The sequence below is a fragment of the Marinimicrobium koreense genome (genome assembly GCF_003762925.1).
In the GTDB taxonomy this organism is placed as follows: domain Bacteria; phylum Pseudomonadota; class Gammaproteobacteria; order Pseudomonadales; family Cellvibrionaceae; genus Marinimicrobium; species Marinimicrobium koreense.
In genome coordinates this window covers 1,884,589-1,901,870 of the sequence record NZ_RJUK01000001.1, presented here as the reverse complement: position 1 = coordinate 1,901,870, position 17,282 = coordinate 1,884,589, and the positions used below count along the sequence as shown (strand labels likewise).

Here is a 17,282-nt window from a genome sequence, read left to right as displayed (position 1 = left end):
TGCCAATTAAACATTGGGTTATAGGTTCTAATCGGGGACAAGCGGGACTGCCCCAGGTGCGATTCCTGAACGCCGCCCCCAAGCATTCCTGGCAGGCACTTCACAATTATTGGCGATCCAGACTCTCTTGCATAGAGCGCAGCATACCCTCTCCTTCGGTCAGTTGACCTTTGCATCGGGTCGGCAATTCCCAGCCTGTTGCTCCCCACGTGTCACCTGCGCTACGCATACACTTGCCATCTCCAAGGTCTACCCAGGTTCTGCCAGAGGCATCCTGCCAACTGTGGAGCTCGGACTTCCCGGTGTTGCGCAAGCGTTCGCGTCTGGTCCGGGCGTCTCTGATTTGCCTCCTGAGGCCCGGGTGAAACACATTGCCGGTGGATGACTCGCTGGTAGCAGGTAGGGGGTGCGACGGTATCTCCAGAGCGTGAAGGTCAATCCGGGGTTTTTCCCTGGTAACGTTTTCTGTTGCTGCCATGGTTGTGTTTTCAGGGGGTGGGGGCAGCCCTGATGTGATGGGCTCTTCGACCGCCGGCGACTCATGCTCCGGCGCGGTTTCTGCCGTTGCAGTGTCTGTCACGGCGGTGCTGACAGTGATGCGCAGGTTCGGCGCGGGAGCTATCGATTTCACATCTTTTGGCTGGGGCGTCCATAGTGTCAGCAGAATGGCGTGGACCAGCAGGGAGGCCAGTAAGGTCAACCACAGAGTCTTTCTGGCGCCTTGGCGCGCAGGTTTATCCTCGCTTAAAGTGCCAGCCTGGGCCAGGGAAGCCAGATGCAGAGGGCAAAAATCCTTTACCGGTAGATCTTGATCCATAAAACGACTTGCATGATGGTCGGTCCTTCACGGACTGGCAGGTGCTGTGAAAGTTCCCCCGAGGGCATAGTGGCAACACGGGGGATCCACGCAAGAGGATCGAACCGTCCTGAAATTCCCGGCCAGTGGATTAACGGCCGGTCAACGGCGGAAGAACATCGCGATAAGCGACAGGACCAGGCTCACCAGAATCATCGTGGTAATGGGAAAGAAGAAGGTATAGCCGGGGCGCTCAATCACAATATCGCCCGGCAACCGGCCTAACGGCAGGTGTTTCAACCAGGGCCAGGCCAGAGCGACCAGAATCAACAGAATGCCGATGATCAGTAGAGTGCGTTGCATAGGACCTCCCCGCCGAGCCTATTGGCCCCCCGGAAGCCTGGTGTTGCTGATAAACCCGATGCGCTTACCATCCGGGGACCAACTGGGCACATTGATGGTGCCCTGACCACCGTAGACGTAAGCGATAATCGTCGGCTCGCCGCCCTCGATCGGCATCTGGCGCAGGTAAACGTGGCGGTAGAAGGGGTGGTCCGCCGAGTCCACGTCATCGTGGTAGGACAGAAACACCAGGCTTTTACCGTCGGGCGAGACGTGCGGAAACCAGTCGTTGTACCGATCGAAGGTCAACTGCTCCTGATTGGACCCGTCCGCGTTCATTCGCCACAGTTGCATGGTACCGGTGCGGTTGGAGTTGAAGTAAATGTGTTGTCCATCCGGGCTGTACTCCGGGCCGTCGTCCAGCGTTGCCGTGTCGGTCAGTTGGGTTTCCTCGCCGGTGGCAATATCGACGGTATAGATGTCGTACTTGTCCTTTCGGTGACCGGTAAACACCAGTGTCTTGTCGTCCGGTGAATAACCGTGCAGGTACGAATGCCCGACGCCTTTTTGGGTGATCTGTCGGGGCTGGTCACTGCCGGTCAGGGGCAGGGTATATATCGTTGATCGCCCGTCTTCGGATTCGGCGTGATGGCTGATCGCAATCTCCTTGCCGCTCCAGGACAGTACATGATCGTTGTTGTTCTGATTGGCAAAGCCGGTATTCAGTTCGCTAATCTGGCCGGTTTCCAGGTCGTACCTGTAAAGCAGGCCCTCCGAGTTGTAGATCAGATACTGACCGTCGTGGGTCCAGTTGGGAGCCTGGAGGGAGACCGGCGAGCGGTGAAGAATACGCCGATTCCCGGTCTCCATGTCCATCACTTCGAGGTTGCTACCGATATAGTCCTGATAAGGCACAAAGTCGTCCGCCGCTGGCCGGATAATGCGAACGTTGGATACCTGTGCGCTCTCGACTTCATCGGCGTCGTGGGCGGACAGGGCGAGCCCCACATAGACTTCATCGGAAAAATCCAGATGGGACACCTGGGTGACCTGGAAGGGCTCCCCGAATTTTGCCGCAGACATGATGAACGTATCGCCCCGGCGCTCCAGCTGAATCACTTCAGGCCCTTGAACCTTCAGACGGTATTCCTCGGTCTGCGCCCCTTTGGCGGAGCGGAACTGCAGCGACGTCAGGCCATCGCCATGCACCGTGGCGTGGACATTGGCCGAGTCCGGTTCAAGACCCTCGCGCACGTGCCAGCCCACCTTTCGGTGTGGGTCCACCCCCTCGCCGATAAACGCCACTCGGGCGCGCACAATAAAGTCGCCCTCCATCTGGTTCCACGCGTAGTGCAGCTCATCCTGATCGGACCACATATTGGCACCCGAGCCGGAGATGACGTAATTCTGGCTGTCCGGTGCGTATTCCAGGCCGCCAGCATGCTTCACCGGACCGATATCGGTGTGGTGTTCGAATTGGCCGACGGGTTCAGCCGCCGCGTTCAGGCTCCAGAACATAAGCATTGCCGAGATAGTTAGGGGAAGGAGTGAGGATTGACCGTTAGTTTTTCTCATTCAAGAGTCTCCATTGCCTTTTATTGTTTGAATCAGGTCGCTGGATAGCCCCCCAAAGCGTAGCGATGACGTTTTGGCGCCCAACGAACGTAAAAGCCTACCACGGATCTTGAATAGGCGCTCTCGGCGCGTAGGGTCTATCCTACTCCGTACGCCCCGGCAAATAGATTGACGCTCGATCAACGTCTGGAAGACGCCCGTAGCGGCCTATCGTCTTGCCCGACATTTATCCGTCGCACTTGAAGACTTGCGTCAAGGCTATCGATACGGGTCGGTCGATCATTAATTTCTATGGTGATCCTGTCGATATCACCGGCCGGGCATCGACCAGTCAGTGAACGACCCATCTTATGATCCCAAGGAGAAAACCATGCCCAACCGACACGGCGAATTTATCTGGTACGAACTGCTCACCACCGACAGCAATGCGGCGCTCGCCTTCTATGGCGCGATTCTGGGCTGGCAGGCCACCGACAGCGGGCAACCCACTATGGACTACCGCATTCTCAGCGCCCGGGACGAGGACACGGGAGACCAGCGAGAGGTCGGCGGCCTGATGCAACTGACCGAAGAGATGTGCCAGGGCGGTGCCAAGCCCGTGTGGCTGGGCTATATCGCCGTGGAGGATGTCGATCAGGCGGTGGCCAACATCACCGAGATGGGAGGCAGTGTGCAGATGCCCCCGACCGATATTCCCGACGTCGGCCGATTGGCCATGGTCAGCGACCCGCAAGGCACCCCCTTTTATGTCATGAAAGGCAGCAGCGATGAAGTCAGCCTGGCTTTCGCCTTCGACAAACCCCGCGTGGGCCACTGTGCCTGGAACGAACTGATTACCACAGACCCGGAAGCCGCCAAGGCCTTCTACTTCAAGGCATTTGGCTGGACCAAAGACGGCGAAATGGACATGGGCCCCATGGGCTCGTACGAATTTATCCGCCACAACGGGGTGATTGGCGCCATTATGCCCAAACCGGAAGACATGCCCACGCCGATGTGGCATTACTACTTCCGTTGCGCCGACATTGACCTCGCCTGTAAAGCCGTCACCGACAACGGCGGACAGATCACGCTCGGGCCCGAAGAAATTCCCGGTGGAGAATTCATGGTCAAAGGAGTCGATCCACAGGGGGCCATGTTCTCGCTGGTGGGCGCAAGAAAATAGCTGACACAATAGGAGCCGATATGACCAACTTCATTACCTGCCTGTGGTTCGATCACGGCGAAGCCCGCAAGGCGGCCGAGTTCTATGCCGCGACTTTTCCCGACAGCTCCGTCGACCGGATCAACACCGCCCCCGGCGACTTTCCCGGCGGTCAGGAAGGGATTGAGCTGACCGTCGAATTCACCGTGCTCGGCCGGTCTTTCCTCGGCCTAAACGGTGGCCCGAATGTTACGCCAAATGAGTCCGTCAGCTTTATGGTGGTCACCGAAAACCAGGAGGAGACGGACCACTACTGGAATACCATCATCAACAACGGCGGCGTGGAGGTCGACTGTGGCTGGTGTAAGGACCGGTGGGGCTTTGCGTGGCAGATCACGCCCCAGCGGCTGCTTGACCTGATATCGAGTGATGATCGGGCCGAGGCGCAGCGCGCTTTCGAAGCGATGATGACGATGAAGAAGATTGATATTGCTACGCTTGATGCAGCTGTGGCCGATCTCTACTGATCGAGTAATGGCGTCCACCAATTGTGGGTAACACGGTCCACTAACGCCGACTCATGCGCCGGTTTGGAGCCGCAGAGCGTTGGAAAATCGGTCGACGTTCAGCCTATTGTTAAGCCAGCTCCTCAACGGCCTCCCAGTGTATGCAGTTATCGGGTAGTACCGAACCTTCCACGCCAATCAGGTAATCGAGCAAAGCTTTTACTTTTGCGCGAACATTTTCATCCTCTCTAATCTTCACTAGCGCATTATATGGCTTCTCATTTTTTACCTCTTCCCCGAAAAGAGCCGTTTCAAAACAGGTCTTGCAAGCAACGAGATTTACACTTCCATCTTTTTCCTGTAAATCTGCGATAGTTCTATTCATGCTCCAGGCGGGATTTTTGTTCCCATTAGTCGTATGCTCCTCGTCAGTATCGTGAAGAATGCAGAATGACTTAGAGAATTGCTTGAGCACTTTGGCTACCGACGGAATAATTCCTTTTCCCCTTGCCCTGATGATCTGTACATCACCATATTCCTCTGGGTAGAACTCTTTTAACATCGAGAAAGCTGTATATTCAGTATCACCCTCAACAATGATTTGTCTTCCGCCAAAGAAAAACTCATGAACATAAGGATCACAGACATTCATCAACTTCAAATTCCTTTTATCATCTTCGTCCAGCTTGGCTCTTTCAGGACGATATAATGTTGTACTCTTGACCTCACTGTCTTCGTCCCGAAATACTCTGATTATGGTGGTGTTGTCTTTCGACAAATCTATAAATATTGGAGAATGCGATGTAATCATAACCTGCCAATTGCCGCTGTCCGGTAGATCATAAAGGACCGACCTGGCTTCCCGAATAGCGGAAGGGTGCAGGCATATTTCAGGTTCATCCAGCAATAGCACATGCGGGCGAGAACCCTTTTTATCCTGAGATTCAGATAAGTATTTTAATGTTGCCCATAACAGCGTTCTCCTTGCACCGCTCCCTTGATGCTCAATAGTACTAAAGTAGCCGTCTTCTGGCCCCATAAGAAGATCTGCATTACCTTTGAAGGGTTGATATGCTCCTTCAAGATCAGCTTCTGGCTTTGCATCGAACTTTATTTGATGCTTAGGAAATAATTTTCTCAAATATTCGGATACTTCACTTTCAATCAATTTTACTTCATCCTCGGTCGCTTGTACGACTTTTGTCTGAAGATTCCGGATTTTATCTAGTATCAGCTCATAGTCGGATTTTTCTTGCTCAGGATCTGACTTAATTTCAGATATTTTTTCCTTTAGTATGCTGGTTATTAGCCTGGTTATTTCAGCTGCTTGCTTTTCTGGTGTTGCGAAAGCATCTATCCTATGTGGAAGGGGGCGTCGAGAGTTAGCAACGTTCGGTGCTCCCCAAGGAACTTGATCATCCCAGTCATTTTTTTGGGTATCGAACCCTTGTCTCTTAGGATCTTTATTTGGGCTTTCCCAAACCCATTTTTCACGTATTAACCACTCGTTATCTGCAGTGGGCTCAAGCCATCTTTCACCCGGTGCATCATCAAACACGATTGTATGTAATTCAATTGTGGGCAGATTTTCTGGGTCAACTTGCCCATTGGGGAAATCGTTTATTGTCAGTTTTCCATCCTTGGAGCCGTGGGACATTACTGTTTCATATGCCCTCAAAATACTGCTTTTACCGACATTATTAGGCCCGACAAGAACAACGATGTCGTCAAGCTCGATCTCAACGGTCTCAGTCCCAATTGATCTGAAGTTGTTGATCTGAAGTTTATGAAGACGAGGGCGAGGAGCGTTCCCTTCTTCATCGACTAGAGGAACAACCTCTACTGATTTTTTCTTAGCAGCCATGTTATCTCCTTGTAGGGGCTTGACGTCCAAAGCAAGCGCAGCTTTGAAGTGGATGTGACAGCCGCAGCGGAAAAGCTGTCGCCGTGAGCTTATTTGTTAAATTCATCGGATTTTTGGGCTCATAAGTTCTAATCCGCATATTTCACAAGCTATCTGGTCAACAAAATTGGAAAGTGAATGATTGATAAATTCCGTCAGAAGCCAGTTGTGCTGTGCTTTAAAATGCCTTGCTAGACGGGATGGCTCATACCGACATAACTCGCTTAATCGATGCATGCCCATGTATATAAGAGACGGAGTTGGCCAGGGCAATACAGATCCCCCTCTGTCATTTCTTTTGTAGTACCAAAGGCGCTGATGACTGTGTATATACTTAATATCTCTTCGGATTTTAGAATGATAGTCCTTTAGCTCATTAATTCTGTCGGACTTCGATGTCCCTCTTTTCGTTGACCAACTGAATCGTTTGTTCCTGCGAATGACAAACCCGTGTTCAGATGCGTCTATCTCCCATCCTCGTTGCTTTTTAAAAATATTTTCTTTTTGATATTGAGAATCTCGCACCGTGGCGCAGAACCAACTTTCGTCGGACTTCATGTTTCTAACAAAATGCGGATCAGAGATGGGGATAAAAAGATCCTGCATACCTGGATGAGTGGTGGTAAAGGCTCGGTGAATATATGGGATGTTATATAAAACGTCCTTTAGGTTGACTTTCTTTCCGGCTAGTGATGCACCAAAATAGTTAGATAGCGCGACAAATACTCCATTAGCTTTTACTTCGATCAGTTCGTTCACTAGCATCGCCTTATTCGCCGCTGGCGATCCAGCCAAGCCATGGTACGGGCTTACCCCGACCCCCTTTAAAGCCAAAAGGCTTTTAGAGGCGTTCAGCATGCAGTAGTAGGCAACTAGCGGCTTTGAAGTAACATCCGTATTGGCTGCAGCATGATAGAAGTTTTTTGCTTGATCCCAGTATATGCGACTGTCTTCGTTGCCATTCCTTTGAAGCCACATTTCAATAAATTCAAAATGGCTCTCCACCAAAATAGTTTTCTCATTGAATTTTGGGCCGACATATGCTTTATGAGGGCTGACTTTCTTTGAGTTTATGATTATGTCTCTATGTGCCATAAGAATTTAACGCCAGTGGTAATGGGCGCCAACGGAGCGCAGCGTAGTTGCCGTCCCGTTGACCACTTTGTTAACCATTTTTTCGGTGCATCAATGTAGACAAAGCCTTCGAAAGTTCTGCCTCGTCCTTAAGGGCTTGAGCCAAACGTTCAGATAACTCACCAAGTACAACCCGAACACTACTTGCTAATTCAAGGCAATCCTCGTCGGAAAGTTCATGCACACCTTCGCTCAAAGCCCCGTGCAATAGTTCGACTGGGTTGTGGCCATTAATCAACAAAGACTCTGGAATAGCGTCTTTGGCAATCTCAAGGGCTTTCCTGAACTGAGTCTCCTCGATCGCGGATCGAAGTATTTTGAGGCTTTCGGGCGAGGCGCTGAGCTTTTCGGCAACTTTCAAAATTTCGCTGAAAATTCTGTTTTTCTGATTTTCTACCACTCTTCGGTAGTAAATGAACGCACCAATACCCAACCCTTGGTTTTCACAGCGGCGACCTTTAAGGAATATTGTTCTATCGGGGCCAATCAGCTTTACAAGTCTCGGCGGCGTCGGAGGCCCAAAGGTTGGCATTTCACCGAATTTGTACAGTTCACCTGTCTTGCTCTCATCGCGATCTATTTTTGCGGCAAGCGCATACGTTTTCCGATGTTCCTGGCAATTGGAGCAGCGATACGTAATGTAGAGGTGCTCGTACGTTTCTTTCAGTTGAGGTATGTGCTGAGAAATGCAGCGAAAAAAACGAGTTCCGTTGCAAGCGTCGCTCGGACAGTGAAGCTGCAATTCGGGAGTATTGAGGACGTTACGTCTAAAACCGCCTCCTGGGTATCGCTTCGGCCCAGCTAAATCCGAAATATGAGCCAATCTGTTGGGCGGCGAACTCTCCAAAAACTCGGAGATTGGCTGGTATTCCACCTCTTGTTCGACGTCCTTTTCTTCTCTTTCGTCTGACATTTTGCCCTCTGGTTAACATTGGTATATCCCGCATGCACGATATCAAACCGATAAAAACTCTCGAAAGATTTCGTAAGTTACTGAGATATCGGTTTTTCAGATTGATCTGGTGCATGTTTCTTCGGATGTATACCCGCATGCTCGATATCACTCCGCGATATCCTTCCACCCGAATCAGGTAACTGGTTGTTTCAGCGGAAATTTTTCTGAGGAGGGGCTACAAACGAGCAATCCCTCGCCGCAATTCGCGCACTTGATAAGAAAGCCGACCTAGTCGGCTGACATCCTATGTCGTAAATTGCCACATAATACGTAGGCTGACAACCCTAAAATTTTACGTCGCCATGCTTGCAGGCGAAGGCTGTTTATTGTTTACGCTTCAGCCACCGGCGGACAATGAAAACTCTGCGCAATCTTATCCCCCTCCATAGAATGTAAATGCACATCAAACCCCCACAGCCTATGCACATGCCGCAGCACCTCCTCGGCCGAGTTATCCAGCGGCTTGCGGGAGTGCCGGGTGTGGTGCAGGGTCAGCGAGCGGTCACCCCGGATATCCACGCTGTGCACCTGGATGTTGGGCTCGCGGTTGCCCAGGTTGTACAGGCCCGCGAGGGACTGGCGTACGGCGCGGTAGCCTTCTTCGTCGTGGATGGCGTTGACTTCGATATGGGGTTCGCGATCGTCGTCCACCACGGTGAACAGTTTCAGGTCGCGGATGATTTTGGGCGATAGGAACTGCAGGATGAAGCTCTCGTCTTTGAAGTTGCGCATGGCGAAGTGCAGGGTTTCATTCCAGTCGCTGCCGGCGATGTCCGGGAACCAGTAGCGGTCTTCCTCGGTGGGGCGCTCGCAGATGCGGCGGATGTCCATCATCATGTTGAACCCCAGGGTGTAGGGGTTGATGCCGCTATAGTGGGGGCTGTCGTAGGGCGGCTGGTAAATCACGCTGGAGTGGGACTGCAGAAACTCCATCATGAAGGCGTCGGTGACCAGGCCCCGGTCATACATCTCGTTGAGCAGGGTGTAGTGCCAGAAGCAGGCCCAGCCTTCGTTCATTACCTGGGTCTGCCGCTGGGGGTAGAAGTACTGGGCGATTTTGCGCACGATGCGCACCACTTCGCGCTGCCAGGGTTCCAGCAGGGGGGCGTTCTTCTCGATGAAGTACAGCAGGTTTTCCTGGGGTTCGCTGGGGTAGCGCTGTTTCGGGGCGGGGTCTTCCGCCTCCGGGGTCATCCGGGGGATGGTTCGCCACAGGTCGTTCACCTGCCGCTGCAGGTATTCTTCGCGCTCTTTCTGGCGCTCCCGTTCGTCCCAGGCGGAGATGGGGGAGGGGCGTTTGTAGCGGTCTACGCCGTAGTTCATCAGGGCGTGGCAAGAGTCCAGGGTTTCTTCCACGGCGCTGATGCCGTAGCGCTCTTCGCACTGGGCGATGTAGTTCTTGGCGAACACCAGGTAGTCGATGATGGAGCCGGCATCGGTCCAGGTGCGGAACAGGTAATTACCTTTGAAGAAGGAGTTGTGGCCGTAGCAGGCGTGGGCGATCACCAGCGCCTGCATGGTGATGGTGTTCTCCTCCATCAGGTAGGCGATGCAGGGGTTGGAATTGATCACAATTTCATAGGCCAACCCCATCTGCCCCCGGCTGTAGGCGTTCTCTACCGAGAGGAACTGTTTGCCGTAGGACCAGTGGTGGTAGCCCAGGGGCATGCCCGCCGCGGAGTAGGCGTCCATCATCTGTTCGGAGCTGATGATCTCGATCTGGTTGGGGTAGGTGTCCAGTCCGAACTCGTTGGCAATGCCGGCGATGGCCCGGTCGTATTCCTCGACCAGCTCGAAGGTCCAGTCGGCGCCGGTGGATATGGGTTTGCGCTCACTCATGACTTAACCCGCCTGCCGGTGCGTGTCTTTATGGAACAGCTCGCGAAACACCGGGTAGATGTCGCGCACGTCGGTGATCTGCTCCATGGCGAAGATGTGCGGAAAGCGCTCCTGCACCTCCTCGTACTCGTGCCAGAGCGCCTGATGCTCCCGCTGGGTGATTTCAATGTAGGAGAAGTATTGCACGTGGGGCAGTATGTCTTCACACAGCACCTGTTGGCACACGCTGGAGTCTTCGTTCCAGTTGTCCCCGTCCGAGGCCTGGGCGCCGTAGATGTTCCACTCGCTGGTGGGGTAGCGTGCTTCCATGATGCTGTGCATCAGTTTCAGGGCGCTGGAGACGATGGTGCCGCCGGTCTCCCGGGAGTAGAAAAACTCCTCCTCGTCCACTTCCTTGGCGCTGGTGTGGTGGCGGATGAACACCACTTCGGTGTGTTCGTAGTTGCGCTGCAGGAACAGGTACAGCAGGATGAAAAAGCGCTTGGCCATGTCCTTGGTGGACTGGGTCATGGAGCCGGACACGTCCATCAGGCAGAACATCACCGCTTTGCTGCGCGGTATCGGGTGTTTGACGTGGAGGTTGTATTTCAGGTCGAAGGTGTCCAGCCAGGGGATGCGCTTGATCTTCGCCTCCAGCTCGACGATTTCCTCTTCCAGGGCTTTGACCTTGCGCGCGTCGTACAGGATGTCCTGCTTGGCCTGCTCCTCTTCGAGCTGGGCTTTCAGCTCCTTGAGGCGGCGGCGCTTTTTGGCGGTCAGGGCAATGCGCCGGGCGTGGGCGGAGCGCATGGAGCGCACCACGTTCAGTTGCCCGGGGTTGCCCTCGTTACTGATGCCGGCCCGGTGGCGCTGAAAGTCGGTGTCGCCGATCAATTGGCGTTTGACCAGGTTGGGTAGCGCCAGGTCGTCAAACATGAAATCCAGAAACTCGCTCTGGGATATCTGAAAAACAAATTCGTCTTCGCCCTCGCCGGAGTCGCTGGCTCCAGAGCCGCTGCCGCCACCGCCGCCGCTGGGCGGGCGGGCAATGCGATCGCCCCGGGTGAATTCCTTGTTGCCGGGCAGCACGTTTTCCCGGTGGCCGCCCTGGCCGTGGTGGAATACCGGTTCGTGAATGTCCCGGGTGGGAATGCTGATTTTCTCGCCCTGCTCGATATCGGTAATGGAGCGACGGCTGACCGCACCGGACACGGCTTTTTTGATGTGCTCTTTATAGCGACGCAGGAAGCGCTGCCGGTTGACGGCACTTTTGTTTTTGGCGTTCAGGCGACGGTCGACAATATGACTCATACGCTAACCTCGAAAAACCACCCTCGGCACCCCGGGTGGGGTGCCGGCTTTACTGGGACTTACGGACCCGCAGATACCACTCCGACAGCAGCCGGACCTGCTTCTCCGTATAACCGCGCTCGATCATGCGCGCCACAAAGTCCTGGTGTTTTTTCTGGTCCGCGGCGGAGGCCTTGGCATTGAAGGAAATGACGGGCAACAGGTCCTCGGTGTTGGAGAACATTTTCTGCTCGATCACCGAGCGCAACTTCTCGTAGCTGTTCCAGGCCGGGTTGCGGCCGTTGTTGTTGGCCCGGGCGCGCAGCACGAAGTTGACGATCTCGTTGCGGAAGTCCTTCGGGTTGCTGATGCCCGCCGGCTTCTCGATTTTTTCCAGCTCCTGGTTGAGGGCGCCCCGGTCGAGGATTTCCCCGGTGTCCGGGTCCCGGTATTCCTGGTCCTGGATCCAGAAGTCGGCAAAGGTGACGTAACGGTCGAATATGTTCTGCCCGTACTCGGTGTAGGATTCCAGATACGCGGTCTGGATTTCCTTGCCGATAAAGTCCACGTAGCGCGGTGCCAGGTACTCCTTGATAAAGCCCAGGTAGCGCTCGCGGGTTTCCGCGGGGAACTGTTCGCGCTCGATCTGTTGCTCCAGCACGTACAGCAGGTGCACCGGGTTGGCGGCCACTTCGGTGGGGTCGAAATTGAACACCTTGGAGAGGATCTTGAACGCAAAGCGGGTGGATAGCCCGGTCATGCCCTCATCCACGCCGGCGGCGTCCCGGTATTCCTGGATGGACTTGGCTTTCGGGTCGGTGTCTTTCAGGCTCTCGCCATCGTAGATGCGCATCTTCGAATAGATGTTGGAGTTTTCCGGCTCCTTCAGGCGCGAGAGCACCACGAACTTGGCCAGCATCCGCAGGGTGTCCGGGGCGCAGTGGGCGTTGTTCAGGGAGCTGTTTTCCAGCAGCTTCTCGTAAATTTTCACCTCTTCGGACACGCGCAGGCAGTAGGGCACCTTGACGATGTACACCCGGTCCAGAAAGGCCTCGTTGTTCTTGTTGTTCTTGAACGCCTGCCACTCGGATTCGTTGGAGTGGGCGAGAATGATGCCCTCGAAGGGAATGGCGCTCAAACCCTCGGTGCTGTTGTAGTTGCCCTCCTGAGTGGCGGTCAGCAGCGGGTGCAGCACCTTGATGGGTGCCTTGAACATTTCCACAAATTCCATCAGCCCCTGGTTGGCCCGGCACAGGCCGCCGGAGAAGCTGTAGGCGTCCGGGTCGTTCTGGGGATAGTCCTCCAGCTTGCGGATATCCACCTTGCCCACCAGGGAGGAAATGTCCTGGTTGTTTTCATCGCCGGGCTCGGTTTTGGAGACGGCAATCTGGTCCAGAATCGACGGGAAGACTTTCACCACCTTGAACTGGCTGATGTCGCCCTCGTACTCGTGCAGGCGTTTCACCGCCCAGGGGGACATGATGGTTTTCAGGTAGCGCTGGGGAATGCCGTAGTCTTCCTCCAGAATCTGGCCGTCTTCGTCGGGGTTAAATAACCCCAGCGGCGATTCGAACACCGGGGAGCCTTTGAGGCAGTAGATGGGCATCTGTTGCATCAGGGCTTTGAGCTTTTCGGCCAGGGAGGACTTGCCGCCCCCGACCGGGCCGAGCAGGTACAGAATCTGTTTCTTTTCTTCCAGCCCCTGAGCAGCGTGCTTGAAGAAGGAGACGATCTGCTCGATGCACTCTTCCATGCCGTAGAACTCATGGAAGGCTTCGTAGCGCTTGATGACTTTGTTGGAAAAAATGCGGCTCAGCCGTGGGTCCAGGGAGGTGTCCACCAGCTCGGGTTCGCCAATGGCCATGAGCATCCGTTCGGCGGCGGTGGCGTAAACGCTGCGGTCCTGTTTACACAGGTCCAGGTACTCCTGAATGCTCAACTCTTCCTGTTGGGTTGAAATGTAACGTTCGCGGTAATGGTTGAAAATCGTCATCGATCCACCCCTGCGTTAAATGCATTACAGTCTTTAGCAGCCAGCTAACCACTGTCATTGATAAGCATAGTCCCAAAACCGTCATTCAGGCAGCGTCTTTACAAGGAAATTTTTTGACGCATTCGGCCTTTTCCATGAAAAACCATGGAAAAACAGTGCCAAGCCTGCCGGTATGAATCTGTTGCATGTTGATGTCAGGAAAAGGTCGTTTTTCTGGCTCTGCTTTGACTCGGATAAACCGCGTCAGGTTCCGGTATATACGTGCTGAAAGCGCCTTTGGAACACCGGAATGTGCCATAATGCAGCCAGCTTTCCGGGGTGTGACGCCGCGCTCCCGGCCCCTTGAAATTGACGGAACAAGAAGGACTTAAGTATGCACTCACCCTCAACAGACCGCAGCGCCCGCCCGGACATTCTGGTGACCGGCGGGGCGGGGTACATCGGCAGCCATGTGTGCGTGGAGTTGGTAAAAGCCGGTTACCGCCCCGTGGTAGTGGACAACCTGAGCAACAGCAAGCGCGAAGTGATCGACCGGGTGGCGAGCATCTGCGGCGAGGCGCCGGTATTTTACGAGCTGGACCTGAACGATCGGCCCGCCCTGGAGGCGGTGTTCGAGAAGCACGCTTTTGGTGCGGTGATGCACTTTGCCGGGCTCAAGGCGGTGGGCGAGTCCAGCCAGATTCCCCTGACCTATTACCGCGAGAATGTCGGCGGCACCCTGACCCTGTGCGAGGTGATGGAAGCCTACGGTCAGGGCAACCTGATTTTCAGCTCCTCCGCCACGGTATACGGCGACCCGGTGTCGGTGCCCATTGACGAGAGCTTCGCCACCAGCGCCACCAATCCCTACGGGCGCAGTAAGCTGATCATCGAGGAAATCCTGCGGGATGTGGCGGCGGCGCCGGAGGAACACCGAAGAGCGCCCTGGAATATCACCCTGTTGCGCTATTTTAACCCCGTAGGCGCCCACGAAAGCGGCCAGATCGGCGAAGATCCCGCCGGAATCCCCAATAACCTGCTGCCCTATGTGGCCCAGGTGGCCATCGGCAAGCTCAAGGAGCTGAGTGTGTTCGGCGATGATTACGACACCGTGGATGGCACCGGGGTGCGCGATTACATCCATGTGGTGGACCTGGCGAAAGGCCATGTCGCCGCGCTGGAAGCTCTGAGTAAAACCGGCCCCGGCTGTCGGGCCTATAACCTGGGGACCGGGGTGGGCTATTCGGTATTGCAGATGGTCGAGGCGTTTGAGAAAGCCAGTGGCCGGAATGTGCCTTACCGCATCGCGCCGCGTCGGCCCGGGGATATCGCCAGTTGTTACGCCAATGCGGATTTGGCCAAGCGGGAGTTGGGTTGGCAGGCAGAGTTCGGGTTGGAGCGGATGATGGTGGATGCGTGGCGGTGGCAGTCGCAGAATCCGGAGGGGTATTGAGGTTTTGGGGGTTGCGTCGGGGTTGGGTTACGGCGGATGCGCGCTGCGCGCTTATCCGCCCTACGCGGACTCCGTGCTATCCGTATCCAATCGTTGCCGCATCCACCATAACGAATCGTTAAAACAACGGGGGTGTTGATGGATTTTGTCTGGCTACTGTTGGGATTGGCCTTGCTAACCGGCGGTGGCGACACTTTGGTGCGCGGCGCCGTGGCCCTGGCAACCCGCTGGGGCGTGTCGCCACTACTGGCCGGGTTGGTGATCGTCGGTTTCGGCACCTCCTCCCCGGAGCTGGTGGTATGCCTGCAGGCGGCGCTGGAAAACACCCCGGATATCGCTCTGGGCAACGTGATCGGCAGCAATATCGCCAATATCCTGCTGATTCTGGGCCTCTGTGGGTTGGTACTGCCCCTGACCGTGCACACCAATGCCCTCAAACGGGACGGTCTGGCGATGGTGGCGGCGACGGTGTTCGCGCTGCTGATCATGCGCGACGGCGCTCTCGGGTTTACCGATGGGGTGATGTTTCTGGTGGCGTTGGCCGTGTACCTTATCTGGTCTTATCGCACCGAGCGGGTGGACCCCCTTGGGCCTGAAGCGGAGCTGCACAAAGCCGAGGCCGCCTCAGTCACCCATCGCCCCCAGGCGCTCTGGTTGTCCGTCGCAATGACTCTGGGTGGCCTGGTGCTGCTGATTGTCGGCGCCCGCCTGTTTCTGCGCGGTGCCGTGGGTATCGGTGAGTGGCTGGGTATCCCGGAAGCGCTGATCGGCCTGACGTTAGTGGCGGTGGGGACGTCCCTGCCCGAGCTGGCGGTGTCCCTGATCGCGGTATTGCGACGCCAGGCGGATGTGGCGGTGGGGAATATTCTGGGCAGTAATATCTTCAACCTGCTGGGGATTCTCGGGGTGTCGGCCGTCATCCAGCCATTGCCTCTGGCAGGGCGGTTGTTGGCCATTGATCAGTGGGTGATGTTGGCGGCCGCCCTGGCGTTGGTGGCGTTTCTGTTGACCGGGAAGCGGTTGAATCGCGTTGAAGCCGGGGTGTTGTTGGCCGGTTACGTCGTGTACGTTGGGTTTATGGCCGTTTGATTTGCCCGTAGGTCGGATTAGCGCGCAGCGCGTAATCCGACGTTTGGGGGATTCGGCATCCAATGTCGAATTTGGGTAACGGCGAATGTCGCAACGTGTGGTTACGGCGGATGCGCGCTTCGCGCTTATCCGCCCTACGCATATCTCGGTACCCGCTGTATCGAACCTAACCCAACCTCAAACCAACGCCTTATCCGTCGCAAACGCCAACGCGAAGGCCCCGGGGCCGACGTTGACGGTGCCGGTCATGCTCATCATCGAGAGCAGGGTTTTCACCCCCGCTTTCTGACAATCCTTCCGGAACTGCACCAGGGTCGGATGATCCTTGATTTCATCCAGGCAGCCACCGTAACTCATGGTAATGGCATCACAGGTCAGGCCCTGCTCCATCTGCTTGCGCACATGGTCGAACAATACCTCCAGGCTGCCCCAGAAGCCCTTGCCGGTGGTCATTTTGGCGGTGTCGCCTTTGTGGATCTGAATGATCGGCCGCCGGTTCAGTACGCTGGCCAACTTGAAGTTCACCCAGGAAATTTTGTGGTCGGACTTGCGCATGTGCCGGCGCTCGCGCATGTAGGCTAGGTCATTGGGAATGATGTAACCGTAGACCTCCTCGCGCATATGGTCGATGGCCCGGATGGAGCGGTTGATCGGGGTTTTCTCCTCCTTTAGGCGCTTGACCAGTTCATACACCAACAATCCATGGCCGGTAAACATGGTCATGCTGTCGTACAGGCGAATGCGGAAGGGCGGCCGGTTGGGGCGCTCCATGGCCCGGAACTTGGGCTCGTTGACCATGGCCGCCTCGGACACCCGCTTGAACACCTCGCTCTTCTTGCTGTTGGTGGTGATTACCTGAACCAGGTCGTAGTTGGGCAGCAGTTTGCGTTGCAGGAGCTGGGTCATGTCTTCCACCGAGAGGGGCTCGGACTGGGCCAGGCCGTATTTCTCCCGGGTGTGGGACTGATAGAACCGCAGGGTGTTGGCCGGGTTGCGGTAGTCCAGTTGCCGACCGCCAGCGTGGTGGATGTAGATCGGCAGTACTTCAATGTTGTTGTCCCGAATAAATTGGGCGGGCAGGTCGCAGGTGGAGTCCACTGCGATACAGGTACGCGCGTTCATGGTTATCCCTCCGGGGTTTATTTGAACACGGCCAGTGTGCGTGTTTTCACGTTCCGGGGGGATAGGGGATTACCCATGGAGCTTGTGCGGCGATAGCAGCACGTTTTGTGCGATTTGGCGCACAGGGTTGCGGATTTTGGTGGGGCGAGCGAAGGGGGTGACGCGAATTGTGGTTACGGCGGA

The 17,282-nt window shown here is 55.4% G+C and carries 14 protein-coding genes; 4 read left to right on the top strand and 10 right to left on the bottom strand.

Going from position 1 to position 17,282, the window contains the following annotated elements; translation table 11 throughout:
* Positions 1 to 958: 958 nt before the first annotated feature.
* Together EDC38_RS08325 and EDC38_RS08320 are read right to left on the bottom strand one after the other, a co-directional pair.
* Positions 959 to 1,159: a DUF2905 domain-containing protein gene (locus EDC38_RS08325; RefSeq protein ID WP_024461040.1), complete on the bottom strand. Its 201-nt coding sequence runs from the start codon at positions 1,157 to 1,159 to the stop codon at positions 959 to 961.
* An 18-nt stretch (positions 1,160 to 1,177) separates the two neighbouring features.
* Entirely contained in the window at positions 1,178 to 2,656 is a 1,479-nt protein-coding gene (locus EDC38_RS08320; protein WP_211331057.1) for a TolB family protein, read from the bottom strand.
* Between the two features lie 427 nt (positions 2,657 to 3,083).
* On the opposite strand from EDC38_RS08320, the gene EDC38_RS08315 reads away from it, so the two are divergent.
* A complete protein-coding gene (locus tag EDC38_RS08315) occupies positions 3,084 to 3,878 on the top strand; it encodes a VOC family protein (protein WP_123638097.1) in 795 nt (264 codons plus the stop codon).
* Positions 3,879 to 3,898: 20 nt separating this feature from the next.
* Positions 3,899 to 4,384, top strand: a complete 486-nt coding sequence (locus tag EDC38_RS08310; RefSeq protein ID WP_123638096.1) for a VOC family protein — start codon at positions 3,899 to 3,901, stop codon at positions 4,382 to 4,384.
* A gap of 109 nt (positions 4,385 to 4,493) precedes the next feature.
* Here EDC38_RS08310 and EDC38_RS08305 read toward each other — a convergent pair whose 3' ends face one another.
* The 7 genes from EDC38_RS08305 to EDC38_RS08275 form a co-directional block, all read right to left on the bottom strand.
* A complete protein-coding gene (locus tag EDC38_RS08305; RefSeq protein ID WP_123638095.1) occupies positions 4,494 to 6,227 on the bottom strand; it encodes an ATP-dependent nuclease in 1,734 nt (577 codons plus the stop codon).
* A gap of 102 nt (positions 6,228 to 6,329) precedes the next feature.
* The gene (locus EDC38_RS08300) at positions 6,330 to 7,361 is read right to left on the bottom strand and encodes a YaaC family protein (protein WP_123638094.1); all 1,032 of its coding nucleotides are present in this window, start codon (positions 7,359 to 7,361) and stop codon (positions 6,330 to 6,332) included.
* 70 nt (positions 7,362 to 7,431) lie between these two features.
* Entirely contained in the window at positions 7,432 to 8,313 is an 882-nt protein-coding gene (locus EDC38_RS08295; protein WP_123638093.1) for a hypothetical protein, read from the bottom strand.
* A 372-nt stretch (positions 8,314 to 8,685) separates the two neighbouring features.
* Positions 8,686 to 10,194 carry a SpoVR family protein gene (locus EDC38_RS08290; protein WP_123638092.1) on the bottom strand — a complete coding sequence of 503 codons (1,509 nt, stop codon included), beginning with the start codon at positions 10,192 to 10,194 and terminating at the stop codon, positions 8,686 to 8,688.
* A 3-nt stretch (positions 10,195 to 10,197) separates the two neighbouring features.
* Positions 10,198 to 11,484 (bottom strand): YeaH/YhbH family protein, encoded by a 1,287-nt coding sequence (locus EDC38_RS08285; protein ID WP_123638091.1) that lies wholly within the window; start codon positions 11,482 to 11,484, stop codon positions 10,198 to 10,200.
* 49 nt (positions 11,485 to 11,533) lie between these two features.
* On the bottom strand, positions 11,534 to 13,456 hold the full coding sequence (locus EDC38_RS08280; RefSeq protein ID WP_123638090.1) for a PrkA family serine protein kinase: 1,923 nt from the start codon (positions 13,454 to 13,456) through the stop codon (positions 11,534 to 11,536).
* An 85-nt stretch (positions 13,457 to 13,541) separates the two neighbouring features.
* Positions 13,542 to 13,754, bottom strand: coding sequence for a hypothetical protein (locus EDC38_RS08275; protein ID WP_123638089.1), 213 nt, complete (start codon positions 13,752 to 13,754; stop codon positions 13,542 to 13,544).
* Positions 13,755 to 13,829: 75 nt separating this feature from the next.
* Between EDC38_RS08275 and galE the strand changes: the two genes are divergently transcribed.
* A complete protein-coding gene (gene galE, locus EDC38_RS08270; protein WP_123638088.1) occupies positions 13,830 to 14,888 on the top strand; it encodes a UDP-glucose 4-epimerase GalE in 1,059 nt (352 codons plus the stop codon).
* Between the two features lie 138 nt (positions 14,889 to 15,026).
* The gene (locus EDC38_RS08265) at positions 15,027 to 15,977 is read left to right on the top strand and encodes a calcium/sodium antiporter (protein ID WP_123638087.1); all 951 of its coding nucleotides are present in this window, start codon (positions 15,027 to 15,029) and stop codon (positions 15,975 to 15,977) included.
* Positions 15,978 to 16,154: 177 nt separating this feature from the next.
* On the opposite strand, the gene EDC38_RS08260 is transcribed toward EDC38_RS08265, so the two are convergent.
* Positions 16,155 to 17,099: a DegV family protein gene (locus EDC38_RS08260; RefSeq protein WP_123638086.1), complete on the bottom strand. Its 945-nt coding sequence runs from the start codon at positions 17,097 to 17,099 to the stop codon at positions 16,155 to 16,157.
* Between the last annotated feature and the right edge of the window lie 183 nt (positions 17,100 to 17,282).

Bases quoted from the DNA above. Each gene is read 5' to 3' on its own strand.
- EDC38_RS08325 (WP_024461040.1), bottom strand. From the start codon at position 1,159: ATGCAACGCACTCTACTGATCATCGGCATTCTGTTGATTCTGGTCGCT.
- EDC38_RS08320 (WP_211331057.1), bottom strand. From the start codon at position 2,656: ATGTTCTGGAGCCTGAACGCGGCGGCTGAACCCGTCGGCCAATTCGAA.
- EDC38_RS08315 (WP_123638097.1), top strand. From the start codon at position 3,084: ATGCCCAACCGACACGGCGAATTTATCTGGTACGAACTGCTCACCACC.
- EDC38_RS08310 (WP_123638096.1), top strand. From the start codon at position 3,899: ATGACCAACTTCATTACCTGCCTGTGGTTCGATCACGGCGAAGCCCGC.
- EDC38_RS08305 (WP_123638095.1), bottom strand. From the start codon at position 6,227: ATGGCTGCTAAGAAAAAATCAGTAGAGGTTGTTCCTCTAGTCGATGAA.
- EDC38_RS08300 (WP_123638094.1), bottom strand. From the start codon at position 7,361: ATGGCACATAGAGACATAATCATAAACTCAAAGAAAGTCAGCCCTCAT.
- EDC38_RS08295 (WP_123638093.1), bottom strand. From the start codon at position 8,313: ATGTCAGACGAAAGAGAAGAAAAGGACGTCGAACAAGAGGTGGAATAC.
- EDC38_RS08290 (WP_123638092.1), bottom strand. From the start codon at position 10,194: ATGAGTGAGCGCAAACCCATATCCACCGGCGCCGACTGGACCTTCGAG.
- EDC38_RS08285 (WP_123638091.1), bottom strand. From the start codon at position 11,484: ATGAGTCATATTGTCGACCGTCGCCTGAACGCCAAAAACAAAAGTGCC.
- EDC38_RS08280 (WP_123638090.1), bottom strand. From the start codon at position 13,456: ATGACGATTTTCAACCATTACCGCGAACGTTACATTTCAACCCAACAG.
- EDC38_RS08275 (WP_123638089.1), bottom strand. From the start codon at position 13,754: ATGGCACATTCCGGTGTTCCAAAGGCGCTTTCAGCACGTATATACCGG.
- galE (WP_123638088.1), top strand. From the start codon at position 13,830: ATGCACTCACCCTCAACAGACCGCAGCGCCCGCCCGGACATTCTGGTG.
- EDC38_RS08265 (WP_123638087.1), top strand. From the start codon at position 15,027: ATGGATTTTGTCTGGCTACTGTTGGGATTGGCCTTGCTAACCGGCGGT.
- EDC38_RS08260 (WP_123638086.1), bottom strand. From the start codon at position 17,099: ATGAACGCGCGTACCTGTATCGCAGTGGACTCCACCTGCGACCTGCCC.